Raw genomic sequence first — 23615 nt, 5'->3', positions numbered from 1 at the left:
ACCTTTATTGCGATGAGAATATTCAGAATACTTTTACTCTTATGCGTACTATCGGGCGGCACACTGCTGCAAGCGCAACAAAGGGCAACGAACCCGTTGATTTATGCCGATGTGCCCGACATGTCGATGGTGCGTGTGGGCGACACCTATTATATGAGCAGCACTACGATGCACATGGTGCCGGGTGTACCTATCATGAAATCGAAAGACCTCGTCAACTGGGAGTTGGTGAACTATGCCTGCGACGTCCTGACCGGCGAATTGCCGACCATGAATCTGGACGGCGGACAGAACACCTACGGACGCGGGTCGTGGGCAAGCTGCATCCGCCACCATAAAGGAATGTATTACGTATCCACTTTTGCGCAGACCACCGGCAAGACCTATTTCTTTGTCACCGCAGATATAGAGAAAGGTCCGTGGAAGCGCATCGAGTTCTCGCCCTCCTGCCACGACCATACCTTTTTCTTTGACGATGACGGGCGCATCTACCTGATATACGGCAACGGCAAGCTGTTCATTGCCGAGTTGGAGGCAGACCTATCGGGTCTGAAGCCGGGCACCGAACGCGTATTGCTGGAGAATGCCAGCGCTCCGGCAGGCGATCGGATTATGCTGGGCGCCGAAGGTTCGCAACTCTTCAAGGTGAACGGCAAGTACTATCTGATCAACGTCGTCTGGCCTCGCGGCGGCATGCGCACTGTGTTGGTGCATCGTGCCGATAGTATCAACGGCCCATATGAGGGGAAGGTCGCCTTTCAGGATCGCGGCATTGCGCAGGGTGGACTGATAGATACGCCCGACGGGCGCTGGTTTGCCTACCTGTTTCAGGACTGCGGTGCCGTGGGACGCATTCCTTATTTGGTACCCGTTCGGTGGGAAGACGGCTGGCCGGTGTTTGGCGTCAACGGCGTGGCTCCCGATGAACTTGAACTTCCGGCAAGCAAAGGCCTGATGCCGGGCATTGTCTGTTCCGACGACTTCGCACGGAAACCCGGCGAGGCTGCGTTGCCGCTTGTGTGGCAGTGGAATCATAATCCCGACAATGCACTGTGGTCGGTCACTGCCCGCAAAGGCTACCTGCGCCTGACCACCGGACGTGTGGAGACTTCTTTCATGCAAGCCAAGAACACATTGACGCAGCGCACCATCGGCCCGGTTTGCTCCGGTTCCATTCGTTTGGATGTGGCGGGTATGAAGGAGGGAGACTTTGCCGGACTCTCACTCTTCCAGCATAAGTACGGACAAGTAGGCGTGAAGGTGATAGACGGTAAGAGGTGCATCGTGATGGTGAATGGGGAGACTGAAGAATCGGTGGAGGTGGAAAGTCTGCCTTTGAACAAAAAGTTGGTTTACTTCAAAGCCGAATGTGATTTCAGGAACCGTACGGATAAAGGACGCTTCTATTATAGCATGGACAGCAAGACATGGAAGCAAATAGGAGACGTGCTGCAGATGTCGTACACTATGCCCCACTTCATGGGCTATCGTTTTGCTCTCTTTAACTACGCCACGAAACAAACAGGCGGTTATGCCGATTTCGATTACTTCAAGCAGGAAGATAAAATATCGGTTCAGTAAAGCTTTACTCTAAATTCTTCTCCATGTATGTGCTGGGTGGCATACCGTAAAGTTCTTTGAATGCGGTGGAGAAGTAGGCTACGTTGGTAAATCCTGTCATTGCGGCAACTTCGTTGATACTGTGTTTCTTGCCGGTTAGCAGAGTGGCCGCTTGCTTTAGCCGTACATTTCGTATCAGGTCGCGAGTGGTCTGATTGGTCAGTTCCTTCAGCTTTCTGTGCAGATGTACGCGGCTGATGCCGACCGTTTCGGCAATCATTTCCACGTTCAAGTCAGGATTGCCCAATTGCTCGTTGATGACTTTCATGACTCTGTTCAGCAGTCGTTCGTCCGGTGACTCCAATTCGGGTGTCTGGATGTGCTTCTCTTGCTCTTGATTGCCCAGGAAGTTATTCTTCAGCACCTCCCGGTTCTTGATGAGATTGAAGGCGGTTTGACGTACAATCTCAATATTGAACGGCTTCGTGATATAAGCATCAGCCCCTATGCTGAGCCCCTCTATATTATCCTCTTCTCTGTTCTTGGCAGTAAGCAAGATGACGGGGATGTGGTTGAGGTGGATGTTGCTTTTCACTTTTCGGCAAAGCGTCATGCCATCCATTTCGGGCATCATCACGTCACTGATTATCAAGTCAGGCATTCGGTCGTGCACAAGGGCAAGCGCCTCTTTTCCGTTGGTGCATTCCTGCACGTGGAAGTCGGAGCTTAGTTCACGGCAGATGTAGCGTTGTATTTCTTCATCGTCCTCCGCCAGCAAAATGCGGTGTTTGGTTTTGGTCACTTTTCCATCGCTCTTTTCCGCCTCGGAGTATGTGAGGACGGTTACCGGTGTATCCGTATGGTGAATAGGTTCGGCAAGGGTCTCTTCTATCTCCGACTCACTGAGGTGTGCTTTCCCCAGCGGCAGGCGTATCATGAAGCTGCATCCCGGAGCATTGCTGTTGTTTCGCACCTCTATGGCGCCATGGTGCAACTCTACCAGCGAGCGTGTCAGGTGCAGACCGATACCTGTGCCCATGTTCGATTTGTTCTGGCTGTTCTGTATCTGGTAGAAGCGGTCGAAGATATGTTTCTCCTCATTCTCTTTAATGCCGATTCCGCTATCGCGCACCACGATTTCAAAGTAGTGGCGTAGAGCGGTGGAGGGTGCTTCGGGATTCTCGCCGATATGCAGGTCGATTTCTATCTTCCCTCCTTCTGGTGTGTATTTAAAGGCATTGGAGAGGATGTTCATGATAATCTTATCAAAGTTTTTCGGGTCGATAAATGCCGTCAACTCCTCTACTTCCGAGTGGAAGTTCAGTTCGATGTGTTTGGTCGAGGCGAGGTGCTCGAATGTGTGATAGATATCTTGCACGAACCCTACGATTTCGGTCTCTCTGAAGCGAAGCAACATTTGCCCCTTGTCTATCTTTCGTACATCCATCAGTTGGTTCACGAGTTGCAATATTCGTTCGGCGTTGCGGTATATCAGTCCGTAATTACGTTGCCGCTCTTTGTCCGTGTCTGTCTCGATTAGTTTTTGCAGCGGACTGATGATGAGTGACATCGGTGTGCGTATCTCATGAGAGATATTGATGAAGAACTGCAATTTTGCTTCGTTCAGTTGCTCGGCATGTATATGTCGCTGCATGGCTTGGCGCGTGCGGTAGCGTTGGCGTATTTGCAGGGCAACGAGGCCGATGATGATAACCGTAATCAGGATATAGAGACTCTTGGCCCACCACGAATCATACCAAGGAGGGGAGATGATGATTCTGATTTCTTTTGTTTCGGAATAATTGTTGTAGTCCTTGGCTTTCACACGAAATAAATAGGTACCCGGCATCAAATCGCTGAAAGATACCCGGTTGATGCCCGGTTGCAGGCCGACCCAGGTACTGTTGTTGAACGTGTAAGTATAGCTGATTCGTTCGGGGTTGTAGAATTCCATGGCCGAGAACTCGATACTGAACGAGTTGTCCTTATATGACAGCCGGAACTCTTCCGCATCCGTCACGGAGGTGGTTACGATGTCGTGACCGCCCGATTTCATACCTGCCCTCACTGCCTTGTCGTGTATGTAGAAATCGGCAATGCGTATTTCCGGCTTTTTGTCGTTATCGTTTATCCGGGCGGGAGTGAAGTGGGTGATTCCGTTGGTTCCACCAAAAATCATTTCTTTCTGCCTGCTTATGAGAGCGGCCCCTTTGCTGAATTCATTTCCTTGCAATCCGTCGCCCGCATAGAAGTTGACAAACACTTTTGTTTTCGGGTTGAGACGCGAAATGCCGAAGTTGGTGCTTATCCATAAATTGCCGGCGGAATCTTCCTTGATGGCAGCGACAGAGTTGCCGGAAAGTCCATCTTCCACCGTAAATTCTTGCATGTCGGCGTTCTTGGGAGTGAGATGCTTCAAGCCTTGCGTGGTGCCTATCCATATCCCCCCATCTGCATCTTCAAACAAGGCAGAAACTACGTATCCTGCCAGCAACCGATTGGTCTTGTAGGTGGAGACGAAGTCGTCGGTGGCAATATCGAGGCAGCCCAATCCGTCGTATGTGCCTATGTAGAGCTTGCCGTTTCGGGCGTGCAGCAGGCAGTTTATCCAGGCGTTGTGCAACATGTTGACTTCGATGCGGTATTCCAGCCCGTTTGCAAGCGTGGGATAACGGAACACTTCTTTCGTGTCGAGGTTCATGCGGAAGAGGCCGGCCCCCATGGAACCGATCCAGAGGTGTTTATTGCCGTCTTCCACCATGCAATAGATACTCTGTGCGTTTTGTCCGTTCTTGTCGGGCAGATGGATGTAGTCGCAACGGCCGCTCTGCGGATTAAGTCGGGCAAGTCCGTCCCGATAAGAGCCTATCCAAAGGCGTCGGTCGGAGTCTTCGCATATGCTCATGATGGTAGGCGACACAGAGTGGGCTTTATCTGTGGTCTGTGCAAAGTGTAGCTTCTTGTCTCCGTTGGGGTAGATGCCGTAGATTCCGTCGTTGTCCGTGCCCACCCACACTGTTCCGTCATGGCTCTGGCAGACGGACATGATGCAAGCGGAACCGATGGAGTTGTGCGTGGACGATTTGTAGCCGATATATTTGAAGCCGTTCGTAACGGTTGGCAGAATCATTACGCCCTTCTGGAAGAATCCTAACCAGATGTTTCCTTGCCGGTCTTTCAAGATGGAGTGTACCTTGGCTTTGTTCGAATCGAAGGCAGTGGCGATGACTGGGTTCTCTTCGATAGCTTGTTTTTGAATGTTATAAATCTTCATGCCGTTGCCATCCGTGCCGATGTAGATTTCATCCTCGCTTATAAGTTTCAGCGTCTTGATGGGAAGTTCGGATAAAGGATTGTAATCGATATGGATGAACTTGTCCGTTCGGACGTCATACTTGAACAATCCCTTTTTAAGACAACCGATATAGATATTTCCCCGGTTGTCCTCGCAAATGCAAGAAGGCCATATGAAATCTTTTCCGTTAGGATAATTCGTCGACTGCTTGTCTTTTGTAATGCGGTATATTCCTTTGTCGCCCGTGATGGCCCATAACGTTCCGTTACGGTCTTCGTGCAGTTGGTTGACAAAGAAAGCCGGCAGCAAATCGGGCATTTGCCGGGCTTTGATTTCCTTTTCTTCAGGATTCAGTAAGAAGACCCCATGCCCCGATGTTCCGATAAGCACATCGCCGCTCTTTCGTTCGATGATGGTTGATATGTTCGCATTGATGTTAGGGCCGCTGCTAAAGTCCATGGAAACGGTTGTGAAGCGTTCCGTGGTACGATCGTAGAGTTGAAGTCCGGTCAGCGTTCCCACAAAGAAGTGTTGCAGCCTGTCTTCAAAAAGTATGCGGGTATAGTCGTTCATCAAGGAGAAGTCGTTTTTCTCTTGATGCCTGTATGCTGTGAATTTGCTTCCGTCATAGCGGTTCAACCCGTCTTCGGTTGCTATCCATATAATGCCTTTCCTGTCTTGATAGATACTGTTGATCATGCTGCTCGACAGCTCTCGGTCTACGGTGAAAAGCTTCCCTTTTTGTCCGTGGCACAAGATAGGGATACATAGAAAAAGAAACAGGATGGTGATTTTATCTCTCATAGCGCATGATATATGTTGCAAAAATAAGAAAAAGAACCGCTTTATGGGTGTTTGGGGTGGTGAAAAAAGAATTAAGGTTCGTTCAGAGTTTTTCAAAAGCTGATTGGATTTATATAGATCCTCCAATTCCCTTAAACTTCTCAATAAAAGCTGCAATTTTTTGAAAGACACTTTGCTTTTTTGTCAGGTATTGCGGATTGAGCGGGCTCATCTTGGGGAGAATTGCGTTGAGGTCAGTTCCGTTTTCACTGGCAAACTCATGTTTCAGTGAAGTTTGAATATAGCGTTTTGCGGCTTCTATATTCAGTTTTTCTTCAGATATTAGGTTTTCAGCTTCTTCTTTTTGTCTCTTTTGTGCATAAGCGAAGAAAGCAGAAATGATACTGGCCTTGTCTTGGATAGGATCCAGATCTGTCTCATGAATGAAATCTATGACAAGTTCCTCCTTGGCTCTATTTCCTATGCTTGATCTGATAATCCGACGTACTTCGTCTACCAATGCGTCTTTATCTTTTGTCTTCTTATTATGTTCAAATACCAATTCAAGAATATAGTCAAGGTCTATTTCCTGTGATTTGAGCAAGTCAACCTCAAATACGACATCATCCCAATCTACCTTAGATACTTCAGGAGCTTTTCCTTCTCTTTCTTTTCTAAACCAGTCTCGAATATCATTATAGGTTGAACGATAATCCTGCGCAACTCGTTCTTGCAGTACATCAATCTCCATCATGGCAGATACTTCTTCTTCAGTTAGGAAATGTGTATCCTTGAATGTTTCAACAGCATTATGATTTTCCTTGTCTATCTTTTGTAACTCTTTCAGTTGTGTGAACTCGTCATAGTTTTGCAGAATGTTTTCTATCTTCAGGTAGTCACCGAAAAGTTTTACAAAAGCCTTCTTGTCAGCTTCGGTAATTATCTCGTCAGGTTGTGGAAATTGCTCTTTGAGTTCTTTCACAATGTCAACATAGCCTTTCCGTGCTTCGCCTGTTATAATGTCCATGAAACCTTTGAGATATTCTTCATAACTCTTTTCAAGCACCACATTCTTTGTGTTTTTGTCACCAAACAACGTGATGGCATCTATCGTGGCTTGCTCCAAATCTCGGAACGTGACAATATTGCCGAATGTTTTGGTGGAGTCATAGATACGGTTGGTGCGTGAGAATGCTTGCATCAGACCATGATAGCGCAAATTCTTATCCACAAACAGTGTGTTCAGCGTAGGGGCATCGAAGCCGGTGAGGAACATTCCTACTACAATAATAAGGTCAATATCCTGGTTCTTGACCCTTTTTGCCAAATCTCGGTAATAGTTCTGGAATTCCTTGCTGTCCACTCCAAAACTTGTTCTGAACATAGCATTATAATCTCCAATCGCTTTTGTCAGGAACTCTTTGGCACTACTGTCCATGGCTGAAGGTTCAAAGCTCTCTTCCCGAATATCGCCTATGGCGTTCTGTTCCTCATTAGGAGCAAAGGAATATATTGTAGCTATCTTTAAGGGCTTTTCGTTCTCTTTTTGTAGCGTGTTCAACTCTTCATAATACAGTTTGGCAGCTTCCACACTGTTCACGGCAAACATGGCATTAAAGCCTTTTCCGCTTCCTTGGTTTCGATGGGTCTTTATTCTGAAGTTCTGCAAGATATATTGAGATATTTCCCTGATTCGGTCAGGATGCAGCAGGAATTTCTTATTTTCTGCAGCACTTAATTTCACCTCGTCTTGTTCTGTTTCCAGATTTTTGAATTTGGTGGAAAAGCCACTCTACTTTGACCCTTTTGGCCAAACAGGATTGCCCATCTTGGCCATAATATGATTGCCCCTTTAAAGTCCTGGTGATAGGGGTCAATTTTATTTTATCCTTTTGATTCTCTAGTTTTTCTTAGACCTTAACTTGCGCATACTTTCACCGTACAACTCAATGGTATGGGCCGTATGAATGATTCGGTCAAGGATGGCGTCGGCTATTGTCGGATCACCAACCATGTCATACCAGTTGGACGATGGGTACTGCGAGGTTATGATAGTGGATTTCCTTTCATGCCTGTCCTCAATAATTTCGAGCAGGATGGGACGTTCCTTGGCATCAAGAGGTACAAGAAACAGGTCGTCAAGGATGAGTAACTGGCAACGCTCAATCTTCTTGAGCTCAGTTTCAAGTGTACCTTTGACTTTGGCAACCTTCAGTGCACCAAGCAGTTTGGGTGCATTGGCATAGAAAGTACGGAATCCCCTTTTGCATGCCTCGTGGCCAAGGGCACATGCCAGATAGCTTTTCCCTGTACCTGAAGAGCCGGTAATGAAGAGGTTCTGCCCCTTATGTACAAAGTCAAGGGTGGCGAGGCGTTCCATCTGATTGCGCTCAAGGCCCCGGTTTGTGGCATAGTCAATCTGTTCGAGATAAGCCTTGTATCGGAACGCCGCATTCTTAGTAAGCCGCACTATGGCAGCCTGGGCACGGTAATCCCATTCGCGTGCAAGGAGCATGGAAAGGAAGGTGTCCGCGGTCATGGACTGTGGAGTGGTGCCGGCAAGGCTTTCCCTGAAAGCCTCCGCCATACCGTGTAATTTCATGCGGCTCATCAAATCCAGTGATATGGTGTTCTGGTCTTGTTGTCCCGTTACGGGAGCTGTCTTATTATTTATTTCCATAATTTTAGCTTTATTGTTCCTGTTTGTCTTTTCTGTAATAGTCACGTCCACGTATATTCTTGTGGGTCAGTGGTGTCGGGGATGTCATGTCAGGCTGTATCCTCCCGTCCTCATCAGGAAGGAAATCCGCGTCTTCTCCCAGTTCAAGCACCTCGCGTAAGGCCTGATACCCGTATTGTAGCTTCTGTTCTGCGCAGGCGCAGGCAGCGACCAAACGGTCACGGCCGTATTTTTTCTCCAGCGTCAGTATGCCCCGACAGGATCTGAACGCTTTTGGAGGATATTGCATGACACGCTCCACTTCCCGGAGATAATTCAATACGATATTGTCTATTTCCGAGGCACGTCGGAAGAGTTCCTCAAGATCCTTGTCATAAGGACCATAGTGCCCCGGCAGGTTGTGCTCCTTTTTCCATGAATAGGTGTAGGGTATGTCACAGCGGTCGTGGATGGCGACAAGGTTCATGCTACAGTATATTTCCACCGTATCGGCATCATAGAGAATCGTCACACGCCTTCCTGCATATTCCTTCGGGACACTGTAATGGTGCCTGAACAACGAGACGTAGGAGTTCTTGCCCACGGTCATGAGTTTTCTCTCTTTCATCACGTAGCGTTTCTTAGGAAGCGGACGGAGATAGTCTTTCTCTCCACGCAGGAACATCTCCTTACGTGACGCCTCCCGACCGGCCATCACCTTTTCGTTGAAATCAAGCAGGGAAATACGGATGGCGGTATTGAGACCGTCCAGGCTGGAGAATGTCATCCCCTCTATGTCAAGGTAAACGGAACGGTAGAGAAGTTTCACGGTATTCTCAACCAGGGCCTTGTCCTTGGGGTGGCGTACACGGGCAGGATAGACTGCACAACCGTAATGCTCGGCAAAGGCGGCGAAATCATCATTGATGACCGGCTCGTTACGGTCGCTCCGTGTGACAGCTGCTTTCAGATTGTCGGGAACGATGGCCGCCGGGACACCCTCAAAATATTGCATGGCGTTCTCACATCCCCTTATCAGGTCTTCCTTGCGTTGTGACCATACGGCCTCACAGTAGGTATAATGACTGAACGGCAGGACAGCGACAAAGACCTCGGCCTTCTTCGTCTCGCCTGTCATCTCATCGACAACTTCAAGCCTGTCACCGGCAAAATCAACATACATCTGGTCGGCGGCATAGTGCTCGACATGGCCGACGACCTTGATGTGGAACTTGTACTGGCGGACTGCCCGCTTGAAGGAAGACAGCTGAAGACCGTCAGGATATTCAGCATGATACTCCTTAAACAGTTTTCTGACACTCATCCCTTTGCGTGTCAGGCGGGATACATATCCGGGAAGCAAAGCCTCTAATTCAATCCTTTTGGAAGAAGGCTCCCGACGTCGGGATTCCGTACCGCCAAACATCTCATGCAACTGCTCCTCGGAAAGGGAGAGAAGATGATCGATGCTTTTCCCACTTGAAAGGAACAGACGGACATACTTGCGGACAGTGTTACGGGAAGTATGGAACGTGGATGCCGTTTCCTTGATACCCATCCCTGCCGCATAACATCTTAAAATGTTCTTGATTCTTTTATTCATTTGCATAGATTTTATTATTACCCCTTACACCAGGACTCGGGTTCTCAAATCTACACAAAAAAAACTCTAACGACACTTGTACTAAGTGGTTAATGTTATTTTGGCCAAAAGGGGCAATCATATTATGGCCAAGGTGGGCAATCCTGTTTGGCCAAAAGGGTCAAAGTAGAGTGGCTTTTCCATATATTCGTCAAATAATTCTTTCGAAATATAAGCATTGGGCTTTTTGCCAAATGTTCCTATTTTGTAAAAGGGTATGTCACCACTTTCAAGAGTCTGTCCTTTAAGAATGCGCTTGCACATACGAATTTCTCCAATCTTATTTAAGGGAATAAGTTTTGTGTTATTTAACTTTTGCCCCCCCCTATTTAACATATCAAAAGATAATAGTTGGTTGCGGTAGTACTCATACTGCCGCTTGCGGCAGTCCAGCTCCGCTTCCAGCTCCGTAAACTTGTCGAGTATATCGACAAGTTTACGTTGGATTTCCAAGGACTTCTTGGAATCGTTGGGGCATGGGTGAGGGACTAAGAATTTCTCCAACATAGGTTTTCGTATAGAAGTTGCAGTTGCCCCGACACTTTTAGATATAATATATTCCTTAAAACATGTTCTCATAAAATGATAGATAAATTTATCCAATAGTTTGTCGCTATGTAAATGCACACGATAAGCTCTTTGATGAAGAGCATATTTACCCTTGACAAAGTGATATATATCACCTATTCCCCCTTCGCCAGGGATAATAATTGCTGTTTCATCAAATTGATAGGTAGCAGAACGTAATACGTTCTTTGAACGCACATAGAATGGGAATTCTCCATTTTCAACCTCATCTTGTCGGTTTGAACTTCCTGTTCCAATTTCCGCCACTTCTCCCAGTGGTATCCATTCTACTTCTGCTCCCTGCAATAAGTTTTCTATAAATTTCATGCTTCCAACTCTTTTATGATTTCATCAATATCTGCACGCAGCACATCAATTCGCTTCACGGTTTGTGCCACTTCTTCATTCAGTTTCGCAATGTCAATCACCTCTCGTTTGTCCTCTGCTTCCACGTATGAACTTACGGAGAGATTGTAATCATTCTCTGCTATTTTGCTGTTGTCTACTGATGTTGCAACATGTTTCACTTCCTCCTTGTTCCCGAAGATGTCTACGATACGGTCGATATGTTCGGGAAGCAGCACATTGTTATTGGTCTCTTTCTTGAAAAAGTCCTCGCCGCTGGCATCAATGAACTGTGTCTTGGCATCTGCCTTGTTCTTGGAGAGTACAAGGATGTTTACGGCGATGCTCGTACCATAGAACAGATTGGGAGGTAGGGAGATGACCGTTTCCACGAAGTTATTGTCCACCAGATATTTTCTTATCTTCTGCTCGGCGCCGCCACGGTAGAAGATGCCGGGAAAACAAACGATAGCTGCTCGTCCTCTTGCTGAAAGATAGCTGAGGGCATGAAGCACAAAGGCAAAGTCTGCTTTTGATTTGGGTGCCAACACCCCGGCAGGAGCAAAACGATCGTCGTTGATGAGCGTAGGGTCGTCACTTCCCACCCAGTTTACCGAATAAGGTGGATTAGAGACGATGGCATCAAAAGGTTTTTCATTGCCATATTGAGGGTTGAGCAGCGTGTCGCCCAAGGCGATGTCGAACTTATCGTAATTGATGTTGTGCAGAAACATGTTCATACGCGCCAAATTATAGGTGGTATGATTGATTTCCTGTCCGAAAAAGCCTTCTTCAATCAGATGTTCATCAAATTGCTTCTTGGCTTGTAACAGCAATGAACCAGAACCACAGGCTGGGTCATAGATTTTATTTACCGATTTTTGTTCCCAAAGGGCAAGCCGTGCGATTAACTTTGAGACATTCTGAGGCGTGAAGAACTCTCCTCCCGATTTTCCTGCATTAGCGGCATAATTGGAAATCAGAAATTCGTAGGCATCGCCGAAGAGGTCAATCTCATTATCTGCAAAGTCGCCGAAGTCAAGACTTTCCACTCCTTTAATGACAGCTGCTAACCGTTTGTTTTTCTCTTCGACAGTATTTCCCAAGCGATTACTTGTGGTGTCAAAGTCAGCAAAAAGTCCCTTGATGTCATGTTCGGACGCATAGCCATTGGCTGAATTTTCTATAGCATCGAATATCGCTGCCAAATCCGTATTCAGGTTGATATTGGTATTGGCATTCTTGGCGATATTAACAAACAATTGGCTGGGATAAATAAAGTAGCCTTTGGTCTTAGTGATATCATTTTTTATTTCGGGAGTAATAACATCGTCAGCCAAATGAGCGTAATCTACACTTTCATCGCCACCCTCTATGAAGCTGGTGAAGTTCTTGCTGATGAAGCGGTAGAAAAGAGTTCCCAAGACAAACTGCTTGAAATCCCATCCATCAACGGCGCCACGTACCTCGTTGGCGATTTTCCAAATGGCTGATTGCAGGTCTTCTCTTTGTTTTGTACTTGCCATTATTTCAGTTGGTTTTTATTCTTGATTTAATTTGCAAATATATGATTTTGTAGCGAGTAAGACGAAGAAAAGGGGAGCTTTGACATGGTAGGAGAGCAAAATTCTTGAATGAGGATAATGAAAACCTCTCTCAAGCTATCGGTAGCGATTGTCTGCGAACAAGCATTTGCTTAAAATCACTTACTCTCGAGTATGTTTTTTATTTACTGGTCACTTCTGGTTTTCAGATTTACCTCTATGTTTCTTGCTTTATCTTTGAGGCTATAAGGATAATTTCTCTTTTTGTTAAGATTATTCCAATCAACCCTTTTTACCTTTTTATCTCTCTCAAAACATCTTCTGGCAGGGGTGCTTGTTCCTCACCGAGAAACGATGCGTTCCTCACCGAGGAACACCCTCTTCCTCACCGAGGAACGAGGTCTTTCTCGGTGTGGAAGAAAAGGCTGAGAATATTCTTTCGGTTTGATGTAAAAATAAATTCTCCATCGGGCAGCTGTGGGAGAACAGCCGCGCGATGGAGAAAATGTGAAAATCGGCTGATTTGTGCCAGACTATGGTTTGCCTTCTATCGGTTGCGGTTCAGCAATCGGCTGTCGGGGCACTCGAAGTTGCTGATGGGCAGGACAATCTTCTTCAGCTCTTCCAATTCGTGTATGGGGCGTTCTATATTATACGGTATGGCGAGCTTTGAGAATTCCTGAAAATAGAGCAGGCAGGCGTCTTTCCACCAAATGGCATCGCGGAGTTGCGTTTTCAGTCGCGACTGCACGTCCCGGAAACGTTCGGCATCTATCAAACTCTCAACTCTGTCCCACGTCTTCTGGAACTCCCTCACTTGCTGCACACCACTGTCGTAGCGATGGCAAAGCTCATCCCACAGGGTGCGCCCGCTCTTCATGCGGTGACTCCACGAGAGGTGATGGAACCAAAGTAGGTATTGTTCGGGACAAGTGGACGGATTGTCGTACAATCGGCAAAGCGAGTCGGGATATTGAGCGGTGGCACGACTGCCCGTGTGGCTGCGGTCGAAGCCTATACCGCTCTCTTCGGCTCTGTGATAATAAGAAGGCATCCAGTCGGGGCGTGCACCCGGCACGTTGCACCAGGGTTCAGGGCCGTAGTGATGTCCCCAAGCAAAAATGTGGTGCAGGCCGAGCGGCATCATATAGTCCACTGCCGCTTCGTGGCTTTCGGCCATTAGCCGCCCGATGGGTTCTACGAACTCCTTTTCTTTGCTGAAAGTCTGTCGCAGCCACTCGTCGGCTATGGCTTCGGACGAGAGCGACGGATTCCACGCAAGACGCCCGAAGGCATACCAGTTGGCTTGGGCAAAAGGATGTCCGCACCAGTTGGCATCGCTACCGATGTTGGAAACGCCGGCAACGGCTTTTAGCGTAGAGGGCGGCACAAGGCCGAAGAACTCTTTCCACATGGGTGCCAGATAGACGAGGTGGTTGGAGTGCCCCAGATACTCTTGGGTGATTTGGAATTCCACCATCAACGAAGTATGCCGCATGGCACCGAACAGAGGGCTGTAAGGCTCGCGAGGCTGAAAGTCCACCGGCCCGTTCTTTACCTGCACGATGACGTTCGGGCGAAAACGTCCGTCCAGCGGCTTAAATTCGAGATAAGCCTGCTTGGCACGGTCGGCATCCGAGGGACTATAGACGAAAGCGCGCCACATGACGATGCCTTTATGGGATTTCAGCGCATCGGCCAGCATGTTGGCGCCTTCGGCATGCGTGCGCCCGAAGTCGCACGGGCCGGGCTGCCCTTCGCTGTTGGCTTTCACCAGAAAACCACCGAAATCGGGGATGAGGCTGTATATCTCGCGGACTTTCTTTTTCCACCAGCCAACCACACGCTTGTCCAGCGGGTCAGCGGTGGGCAGGCTGTCGAGTGCCATCGGGCTGGCGAAGTTGACTGAGAGATAGACGCGTATGCCGTACGGACGAAAGACATCAGCCAGCGCCTTTACCTTGTTCAGGTATTCGGCGGAGAGAATCACAGGGGAGGCGTTTACGTTGTTCAGCACCGTACCGTTGATGCCGACGGAGGCATTGGCACGGGCGTACTCCTTATATCTTTCGGAGAGGTTGTGGGGCAGTCGCTCCCAGTCCCAAAGCGATTGTCCGGCATATCCCCGTTCTACGGTGCGGTCTATGTTGTCCCAATGGTTGAGGATGCGGAGCGTGTAGGCCGGGTTTTCTGTGGTGGAGGCGATGACTTGTTCGCTTTCTTGCAGGCGCAGCAGGTGGTAGGCGGCATAGAGCAGGCCGGTTCCGGTGGGCGAACTTACCCGCACTCTGCCTTCGCCGCACACGATTTTAAAGCCGTCGGCGGCAAGTGCCTTGTCTCTCTCGATGGAGAGGGTGACGGGATTCCCTTTCCACGCCTGCCGCAACTCCTCGGCAGCCAGATTCAGAGTGGCGGATGCACGTCTGGACGATACCTCGACCGATGCGCCGGCTTCTCCGCTCTGTCGTAACCACAAACGGCTGCCGTTTTCGGCAGCCATTTGGTTGATGAATGACAGAGTGATACAAATCAGTAGATAGAGTCGATGTTTCATGATATATTGTTTGCGGTTTACTCTCCTCCTCCGTCGATGGTCATGATTTTTCCTTCCGAGTCATATTCCAGTTCGCATACCTTCAGGCTTCGGAGCCACGTCCGGCCGTTGGATGGCACACAGTCGTGGTGGAAAAGATACCACTTCCCTTTATATTCCGTGATGGCATGATGGGTGGTCCAGCCCACCACGGGAGTGAGGATGACACCCTGATAAGTGAAAGGCCCGTAAGGATTGTCTCCTATGGCATAGCACAGGCGGTGCGTGTCGCCGGTGGAGTAGGAGAAATAATACTTGCCATTGTATTTGTGCACCCAACTGGCCTCGAAGAAGCGGCGTCCGTTGTCGCCGGCAGTCAGCGGTTTGCCATTCTCATCCAGAATCACCGCGGGTCTCGGCTCTTCGGCAAATTGCAACATGTCGTCGCTCAGCTTCACCACACGTCCCGGCAGGGCAGGCTCATCACCGGTGGGCAATACGGCACTTTCCAATGCTTTGTTGTCGCGGTAGCGTTGCAGTTGCCCGCCCCACAATCCGCCAAAGTACATGTAGTAGCAACCGTCGCCGTCGTCCAGAATGGCGGGGTCTATGCTGTAACTTCCTTTTATCGGGTCGGGCTGCGGGATGAAAGGCCCTTCGGGCGAGTCGCTGACGGCCACGCCGATACGGAAAATATCGTTCTTGTCTTTCAACGGGAAGTACATGTAGTATTTACCGTTTTTAAAGGCCACGTCGCTATCCCATAGCTGACGCCCTGCCCAAGGGATGTCTTCAGTGGCAAGCACCACTCCGTGGTCTTTGATTTCGCCGTGCATCACATCGTCGGTAGAAAAGACGTGGTAGTCTTTCATGTTGAAGTGGTCGCCGTTGTCGTTTTCGGGGATGCCGCTTTCCCAGTCGTGGCTGGGGTAGATGTACACTCTGCCGTTGAAGACATGCACTGCCGGGTCTGCCATGTAGTCTCCGGGTACTAAATATCTCATTTCTTTCTTCATATTGTTATTTTTTAGCGTTGTTTTATGGTAAGCACGAATTATTTGCAGTGCTCTGTTCTTTTCTTTTTAATAATCGTTTTTCATTCTTCGCTCCGTCAGTTCGGCCTGCATCCGCTCATTGTAGGTCTTGGTGATGGGGTAGAAGCAGAGGGCGATGACCCCTGCGAAGAACGTGGCTGCCGGTATCAGGCTCGACGAAAGCACGATGCCGTGAATGGCCGACTCTGTCTGTGCCGCTCCCGCTCCGCTGACGTATCCGAAGCCCGATAGCAGGAAGCCTAAGATGGCACCGCCGATGCCAAGGCCGGCTTTCAGGGCAAACACCACTCCGGCAAAGACAAATCCCGTGGCACGGCGGTAGTTGATGTATTCCGAATGGTCTGCCACGTCGGCGATCATGGCCCATAGCAACGGCACTGTCGGAGCATAGGCAAGGCTCTTCAGGAAGTTCAGGAAGAACATCGTTTCTATATCCGTTTCGTTGGGGAAGTAGAACATGGCGGTGAAAGCGGCCGTCAAAGCCAGACAGATGATGAATACACGCTTCTTTCCGTAGCGGTTGGCAAGGAAGCCCGACAGCAGGATTACTCCGAAGAACTGCACCAATGCGCCCAGCATGTTGAACACCCCGAAGCCTACTTCGTATGCCTTATCCGGACTGCCTACTATCAAGCCGAACGCATTGAGCAGGTTATATCCCAGGCCCGTGCCGGCCTGGGTGGTGACCAATCCCAATTTGTCGAGGAACGAGTATAGGGCATCGGCATCCACATAATTCTCAAAATAGTAGTTCATGGCACTTCCCCACATGGCCAGCGTGGTGAAGAGGAACAAGGTGAGGATGAACATGGCACGCCAGGGGATGCTGCGGAATACGTCCTTGATATCTTTCACGGTATCCGTCTTCTGCCCGGAGGGCGGCGTGATGCGTTCGCGTGCGGAGAAGAAGGTAATGACGAAGAATGCGAAGCCTATGATGGCAAACAGCGAAATGGTGCACAGCCAACCATGACCCTTGTCGCCTTCCGGACCGGCAAACTTGCTGACGAGAGGCAGCGTAAGTCCTTGCACCACGAACTGTGCGATGGTGGCGGCCACAAAACGGATGCTGGTGATGCTGTTGCGCTCTTTGATGTCGCTGGTCATCACACCGCCCAACGAGGCGTAAGGGGTGTTGTTGAACGAATAGAGCGTCATCAGCAGGGTGTATGAGATGGTGGCGTACACTGCCACCAATCCTTTGTCTTCAATGCCGGGATTGTAGAAAGCCAGTACGTAGAACACCATGAAAGGTAGGGCGGTCCATAACACCCACGGGCGATATTTGCCCCAACGGGTTTGGGTTCTGTCGGACAGAAGTCCCACGGTGGGATCTACAAAAGCATCTACTATGCGGGCTATCAGCATGACGCTGCCGGCAACTGCACCTTCCAGCCCGAATACGTCCGTGTAGAACTTGGTTTGATAAATCATCATCATCTGGAACACTAAGTTCGCGGAGCAATCGCCGAGACTGTATCCGATCTTCTCGGCCATCGATACTTTTTGGCTCATGTGGCTCATGGTGTTTTAATCTGTTGGGGGTTGATTGTTATTGTTTTTATTATAGTCTTTTATTATAGTCCTTACTTGGCCTGCCCGGATTCCGGCACGGCCCGTTCCGACACGGCTTCCGCCACGCGTTGTCCCAGCGTTTTCTTGTCCAGCGGATGGATGTCGTTCCACTCTCCGAGGTCGCTGTTCTTTATCAAGCGGGCGTTCGGGTTGGCTCGGGCTGTCTCGGCCTGCACCTGCCGCATTTCCGCCCATGCTCTGCGTCCGTACACGTCCTCTTTGGACAGGAAGTCTGCCAGTTCCACGATATAAAAAGGTAGCTTCTCCGATTGGAAAGTCCGTCGCCAATCGGCAATCATGGCAGTCAGCAACGATTGATATTCGTTGCGCCGTGACACGTTGGATTCCCCCTGATACCACACCACGCCCCGTATGCCGTAGTTCTTGAACGGTGCAATCATGGCATTGTACAGACATACGGGCTTGTAGCAGAAAAACATCATATCCGGAGCGTTGGTCATGGGAGCGCCGAGGTGATACTTCCAGCTCGTTTGGAGGTTGATTTCTTTGGCGGCTTGGCCGTTTGCGGCCTGATAAATAATCTTATAAGGCTTTTCTTTGACAAAGCCCGGCTGTCCGCCATTGCTGATGAGACGCACCGTGATATTGTTTTTCCCGGCTTTGAGCACGCCTGCCGGCACTTTATAGATGCGCGGCGGATATTGGTAGGTGGTGTTGCCCGCAAAAACTCCGTTCACATATACCGAGTCGGCGTCTGCCATGCAGCCCAATCGCAGGGTGGCTTCGCTGTTCGGCATGATGTCGGGGATGTTGACCTCCTGACGGAACCAATGCGAACCGCCAATCGGGTTCAAACCGTTGTTCCCCCAGTCGGAAGCGAACATGTCGATTTCTCGCCATGCACTGGCGTCGTACTCTTTGGCATACCACGGCGTGGCTTCGTGCAGTCCGGCGTCTCCGCGATACAATGCTTCGTTCCAGCGGCGGAAGTTCTCGCCTTCCACCTGTTTGATGTGCTCGCGGTAGCGGTCGTCCTCATAACGCCGCTTGTCGTTGATGTATAAGGGAAATTCTTTCAAACCCTCTTCGCTGACCCAAGCCTCCACGGGTGTTCCGCCCCAACTGGCGTTGATAAGTCCTATGGGAATGCCGGTCTTTTCATACAAGGCTTTGGCGAAGAAATAGGCCAATGCGGAGAACTCCATCACGTTCTCTTGGTTCAGCTTCTTCCAGGCGGTCTGTGGCATGTCGGCTTGCGGAGCGTGGAAATTGTACACTTTCGGCACGATGATGTGGCGTATCCTTTCGTTGTTGTAGCTCGCTATCTCGTCGGCAAACATGTCCGTCACCCGTCTGACGGGAAGTTCCATATTCGATTGCCCGGAACACAGCCATACGTCTCCTATCAGGATGTCTTTTATTTCCGTGTCGTTGATTTGCAGGACGTAAGGCCCTCCGGCTTTCAAGGGGGGGAGTTCGATGCTCCACTGTCCGTCGCTGTTTGTTGTGGTGATATAGGCGCCTTTCTGTTTCTTACCTTTTATGGAGAGCGGAAGAGCGGCTTTGCCGAAGCTCACTCGGATGCTCTCTCCGGTATCGGCTGTCCCCCATACCTTGACGGGTTGTTCGCGTTGCAGCACCATTCCGTCTGAAATTAAGGCAGGCAGCTTTACCTTCGCTTCCGCCATCACGACACCGCAAAGAAAAAGCAGCACTGCCATTTCTAACCTGATTTTATTATAACCACTAAACATCATATCTTACTTTCTTTAATGCTGAATTAAATTAATTTGAATTGATTCGATTCAATTCGATGTTGTTTGCTGTCGGCTTTGCTCCGTCTGTGCTTTTAAAGAAAAAATTAAAGAGCGTTGTTGAACGCTTTCCGAACAGAACAACCGTCGGTGTAATCTGCATGAATTTATCGCATTGGACTAAGAATTAACTTCTTCCGGATGCAAAGATAATGCTATGCAGATAAAGCCAAATATAAAAATGTTGCACAAAACTTTATTCAGGTAACATCAGTCTTTGTCCACGTTACATATACTTTCGCACAGCGTACATTCCCGGCTTTAGAGCCTCTTTATGGTACGTTTTTGCTTTCGTATGGTGTGTATCCCGGCTTTAGAGCCTCTTTATGGCACGTTTTTGCTTTCGTATGACGCATGCATCCCGGCTTTAGGGTCTCTTTATGGCACGTTTTTACTCTCGTATGACGCATGTATCCCGGCTTTTAGAATCTCTTTAAGGTACGTTCTTTTGCGGGAAGTGCCTTTGCCGTGAATCGTTAGTTTACTCGTTCTACATGCCAAGCTCCTTTGCTTCCGAGCAGGGCGTCTTCTCTCTATAGAGAAAACTTTTGAAGATCATGAAGAAAACTTGCAATCAGTAGGGAGTAAAGTTGTTCTTTTCTTTGGAGAAATCTCTGTTCGCGCACTGCGAACGGATATCCGCGCACTGCGGATAAGCGTTCGCAGTGCGCGAATATATGTTCGCACGTCTCGGACAGAGATTGCTAGCCGGAGTGATACATAAAATGTAGGGGATGTGATGATGTTTACATATAGAGGAGAGAAACTTTTCCAGCTGACAGCCTTTTCGACTGACAGCCTTTCCTGCTAACAGCCTTTTCAGATGACAGCCTTTTCGACTGACAGCGCTGTGTGTAATTCTTCTTTTTGAGGCAGCTATAAGAAAATATTGTTGTCCGGTAAAAATAAACTGAAAGCTCTACATTCCTTTATTTATCGATGTTGCAGCCAGCCGTCTAATTTATCTATGGGCTTGGGGTTCTGTTTCAAACAATAAGCATTACAAAATGTTCTTTTTGTGATAGGAAAAGACAAATAACAACCCATAAATACGGGAAATCATAAGTTTTAGTCTATTTTATCTAATACAGATAGAGAGCAAAAAGTTTTACCGGACAGCAATAATAAGAAAACAAATTGTGGCAGCTATAAGAAACAAAAATAGGATGTACCTCGCACAATGAGATACATCCTATTTTCAGGGACCTTTATAGGTTATGGATTTACTTTGTTTCTTCTGTTGCGGTTTCTCCGGCTTTCTTATTTTTCATAAGCAGGTAAGCGACGGGAGATGCCACGAACAAAGAAGACAGTGTGCCGAACACAACACCCAGTATCATGGCGAATGCAAAGCTGCGGATAGAATCACCGCCAAGGATGAAGATGCACAGCAATACGATCAGTGTACTGAATGAAGTGTTGATGGTACGTGCCAGCGTGGTGTTCAGCGAGTCGTTGAAAAGCTGGAACTTGCTGCGTTTCGGATAGAGGCCGAAGAACTCGCGTACACGGTCGAAGATTACCACCTTGTCATTGATGGAGTAGCCGATAGCCGTCAGGATGGCGCCGATGAACGTCTGGTCGATTTCCAGGGAGAACGGCATCCAGCCCCAACAGATGGAGTAGGCGCCCAGGATAACGATGGTGTCGCAAGCTAAGGCGGCCACAGAACCGATGCTGTAGGCTATGTTGCGGAAGCGGATCAAGATATAGATGCCGATGGCAATCAGTGCAAGAACAACCGACCAGATGGCGGATTCCTTGATGTCGTCTGCAATGCTCGGGCCCACTTTCTGCGAACTGATGATGCTGCCGCCGGTGTGGTTCTCACGGTCGATGAATGTTTCGAGTGTGATATTCTGGGTCAATACGGGCTTCAGGGTCTCGTACAGATATGCTTCTATTTCAGAGTCTACGTTGTTGCCTTCTTCCTCGATGCGGTAGTTGGTGCTGATGCGTACTGTCTTGCCGTCTGTTCCGATGGCGATAACGCTTACATTGGCATCGCCGAACTTGCTGGAGATTAATTCGCGGATTTGTTCGGGTTCTACCTTGTTTTCAAACTGTACCTTGAAGTTGCGTCCGCCGGTGAAGTCGATGCTTTGGCTCAATCCGCGGAGCGTAAGGAAGGCAAGGCATACCACTATGGCTGTTCCTGTGACTGTCAACCACAATTTGTTTCTTCCCATGAAGTCGAAGTGTACATTCGTCATCAGGTTCTTGGAAATGCTTGATGAGAATGTCAGGTTCAGCAACTTGTCTTTGCCCATGAAGTAATCATAGAACAGACGGGTCATGAATACTGCCGTGAAGAATGAAATCAAGATACCGATGATCAGTGTGGTGGCAAAGCCGCGGATAGGGCCGGTACCGAAGTTGAACAAGATGATACCTGTGATGATGGAGGTGAGGTTGGAGTCGAAGATGGCGGAGAATGCGTTGGAATAACCGTCGGCCAATGCTTTCTTCACGCCTTTGCCCGCGCGGAGCTCTTCTTTGGTGCGCTCGTAAATCAATACGTTGGCATCTACAGCCATACCGAGTGCCAACACCATACCGGCAATACCGGACATGGTCAATGCGGCTTGGAAGGATGAAAGGATGCCCAGCGTGAAGAACAGGTTCAGAACCAGTGCGCCGTTGGCAACCATGCCCGGAATGAAGCCATACATGGAGCACATGTAAATCATCAGCAGGATCAATGCTACCACGAACGATATGATGCCGGCGTTGATAGAAGCTTGTCCCAGTGACGGGCCTACAATGTCTTCTTGTACGATGTGGGCAGGGGCGGGCATTTTGCCTGATTTCAATACGTTGGCCAAGTCTTTTGCTTGTTCGGGAGTGAAGTGGCCGGTGATTTGTGAGTTACCGCCGGTGATTTCATTGTTGACATTGGGTGCGGAGTATACATAGCCATCCAATACGATGGCGATGCTCTTTCCGATGTTCTGTTTGGTGAGCTGAGCCCAGCGGCGGGCACCGTCCGTGTTCATGGACATGCTTACGGCGGGTTTGCCATATTGGTCGTATTCGTCTTTGGCATTCACCACTACGTCACCTTCCAGCGGAGCCTTGCCGTTACGTTCGGTAGAACGGATGGCGTACAGCTCGAAAGTCTGTGCTTTCGGGTCGTATTCAAAAGCCGATACTCCCCATTTCAGGCGCAGGTCTTTCGGCATCTCGGCCATAACTTCGGGCATGGAGAGGAGTCTGTTTATTTCGGCGGTGTCTTTGGCATTGGCATATCCTGCCACCGGACCATTGTTCGGGTTCACTTGCAAGATGGCCAGCAAAGGATGTTCTTTCTTGATTTGTTCCAAGTTGGCGGTCTGCTCTTTGCTTTCACCTTTCAGGGCAGCGGCAAGGCTGTCGGCTGTACTGGCTTGTGCCACGGCCGGTGCCGGGGCTGCACTGTCGGAAGCTGTGCTGTCTGCTTCTGCTTCATCGTTTCTCGATAAGATAGTGCGCAGTTTGGCGTCGGCAGACTGCAAGTAAGGGGCCACGTCTTTGGCTGTGTATGTTTCCCAGAATTCCAGATTGGCGGAACCTTGTAGTAATTTTCTTACACGTTCCGGTTCTTTGATACCCGGTAGTTCCACCATGATGCGTCCCATTTTGTCTTCCAGGCTTTGGATGTTGGGCTGCACAACGCCGAAACGGTCGATACGGGTGCGGAGTACGTTGTATGAGTTCTCAACCGCCGCTTTTACTTCTTCGCGCAATACTTTTTCAACTTCAGCGTCGGATGATTTCTGATTTACTTTGTCTTTCAACTGTTGGGTCGCGAACAATTCGGAGAGCTTGCCTTCCGGAGCCAACTTATGGTACTCCTTGACGAAGAGTGTGATAACGTCTTCCTGGCTTGTTGTTGCCAGTTTGGCGGCACTGGCCAAAGCTTGATTGAATGCTTCGTCCGTCTTGTTGTCTGCCAACACTTTGATGACGTCAGGCACGGATACTTCGAGGATGACGTTCATACCTCCCTTTAGGTCCAAGCCTAACCCGATTTCCATCTCACGACAATCTTTCAGAGTCCAATTGCCAAAATACACTTTCTCATTAGCCAGAGAATCAAGGTATGCTTGTTCTGCCCTCGCATCGCCTTTTGCGAACTCTTTTGCCTTATTGGTGTAATGGCGAGTCACAAAAGAGAAAGAGAGGTAGAATACGCACACCAGTGTGAGCAATATTGCAAAAACTCTTACAAATCCTTTGTTTTGCATGTTACTTTTAGTTTTTTATTATTGTTTTTGAATTTAATTCTGTTGTATACAAGGCT

12 protein-coding genes are annotated in these 23615 nt (G+C 48.8%); 1 reads left to right on the top strand and 11 read right to left on the bottom strand.

All coding sequences use genetic code 11. The features are described from left to right. Positions 1-12: 12 nt before the first annotated feature. Positions 13-1581 carry a glycoside hydrolase family 43 protein gene (locus tag C4H11_RS06895; protein WP_106041001.1) on the top strand — a complete coding sequence of 523 codons (1569 nt, stop codon included), beginning with the start codon at positions 13-15 and terminating at the stop codon, positions 1579-1581. Between the two features lie 4 nt (positions 1582-1585). On the opposite strand, the gene C4H11_RS06890 is transcribed toward C4H11_RS06895, so the two are convergent. The 11 genes from C4H11_RS06890 to secDF form a co-directional block, all read right to left on the bottom strand. Then, positions 1586-5659 carry a hybrid sensor histidine kinase/response regulator transcription factor gene (locus C4H11_RS06890; RefSeq protein WP_106041000.1) on the bottom strand — a complete coding sequence of 1358 codons (4074 nt, stop codon included), beginning with the start codon at positions 5657-5659 and terminating at the stop codon, positions 1586-1588. Between the two features lie 109 nt (positions 5660-5768). Continuing rightward, positions 5769-7382, bottom strand: a complete 1614-nt coding sequence (locus C4H11_RS06885) for a type I restriction endonuclease subunit R, EcoR124 family (protein ID WP_234819897.1) — start codon at positions 7380-7382, stop codon at positions 5769-5771. A 156-nt stretch (positions 7383-7538) separates the two neighbouring features. Then, positions 7539-8318 (bottom strand): IS21-like element helper ATPase IstB, encoded by a 780-nt coding sequence (gene istB, locus C4H11_RS06880; protein WP_106040164.1) that lies wholly within the window; start codon positions 8316-8318, stop codon positions 7539-7541. A gap of 10 nt (positions 8319-8328) precedes the next feature. Next, entirely contained in the window at positions 8329-9900 is a 1572-nt protein-coding gene (gene istA, locus C4H11_RS06875; RefSeq protein ID WP_106042995.1) for an IS21 family transposase, read from the bottom strand. Positions 9901-10017: 117 nt separating this feature from the next. Then, the gene (locus C4H11_RS06870; RefSeq protein ID WP_106040999.1) at positions 10018-10833 is read right to left on the bottom strand and encodes a restriction endonuclease subunit S; all 816 of its coding nucleotides are present in this window, start codon (positions 10831-10833) and stop codon (positions 10018-10020) included. Then, on the bottom strand, positions 10830-12377 hold the full coding sequence (locus tag C4H11_RS06865; protein ID WP_106040998.1) for a type I restriction-modification system subunit M: 1548 nt from the start codon (positions 12375-12377) through the stop codon (positions 10830-10832). Before C4H11_RS06865 ends, C4H11_RS06870 begins: the two co-directional genes overlap by 4 nt. Before the next feature lie 565 nt (positions 12378-12942). After that, on the bottom strand, positions 12943-14949 hold the full coding sequence (locus tag C4H11_RS06860) for an alpha-glucuronidase (RefSeq protein ID WP_106040997.1): 2007 nt from the start codon (positions 14947-14949) through the stop codon (positions 12943-12945). 17 nt (positions 14950-14966) lie between these two features. Beyond that, complete coding sequence (locus C4H11_RS06855; RefSeq protein ID WP_106040996.1) at positions 14967-15944, bottom strand: glycoside hydrolase family 43 protein; 978 nt, start codon at positions 15942-15944, stop codon at positions 14967-14969. A gap of 66 nt (positions 15945-16010) precedes the next feature. Then, positions 16011-17507 (bottom strand): MFS transporter, encoded by a 1497-nt coding sequence (locus tag C4H11_RS06850; RefSeq protein ID WP_106040995.1) that lies wholly within the window; start codon positions 17505-17507, stop codon positions 16011-16013. 62 nt (positions 17508-17569) lie between these two features. Continuing rightward, positions 17570-19276, bottom strand: a complete 1707-nt coding sequence (locus tag C4H11_RS06845; protein WP_106040994.1) for a sialate O-acetylesterase — start codon at positions 19274-19276, stop codon at positions 17570-17572. 1280 nt (positions 19277-20556) lie between these two features. Beyond that, positions 20557-23559 (bottom strand): protein translocase subunit SecDF, encoded by a 3003-nt coding sequence (gene secDF / locus C4H11_RS06840; RefSeq protein WP_106040993.1) that lies wholly within the window; start codon positions 23557-23559, stop codon positions 20557-20559. Positions 23560-23615: the final 56 nt, after the last annotated feature.

This window comes from Bacteroides zoogleoformans, assembly GCF_002998435.1.
GTDB classification, from domain to species: Bacteria; Bacteroidota; Bacteroidia; order Bacteroidales; family Bacteroidaceae; genus Bacteroides; species Bacteroides zoogleoformans.
This window is presented reverse-complemented; position numbering and strand designations above follow the sequence as displayed.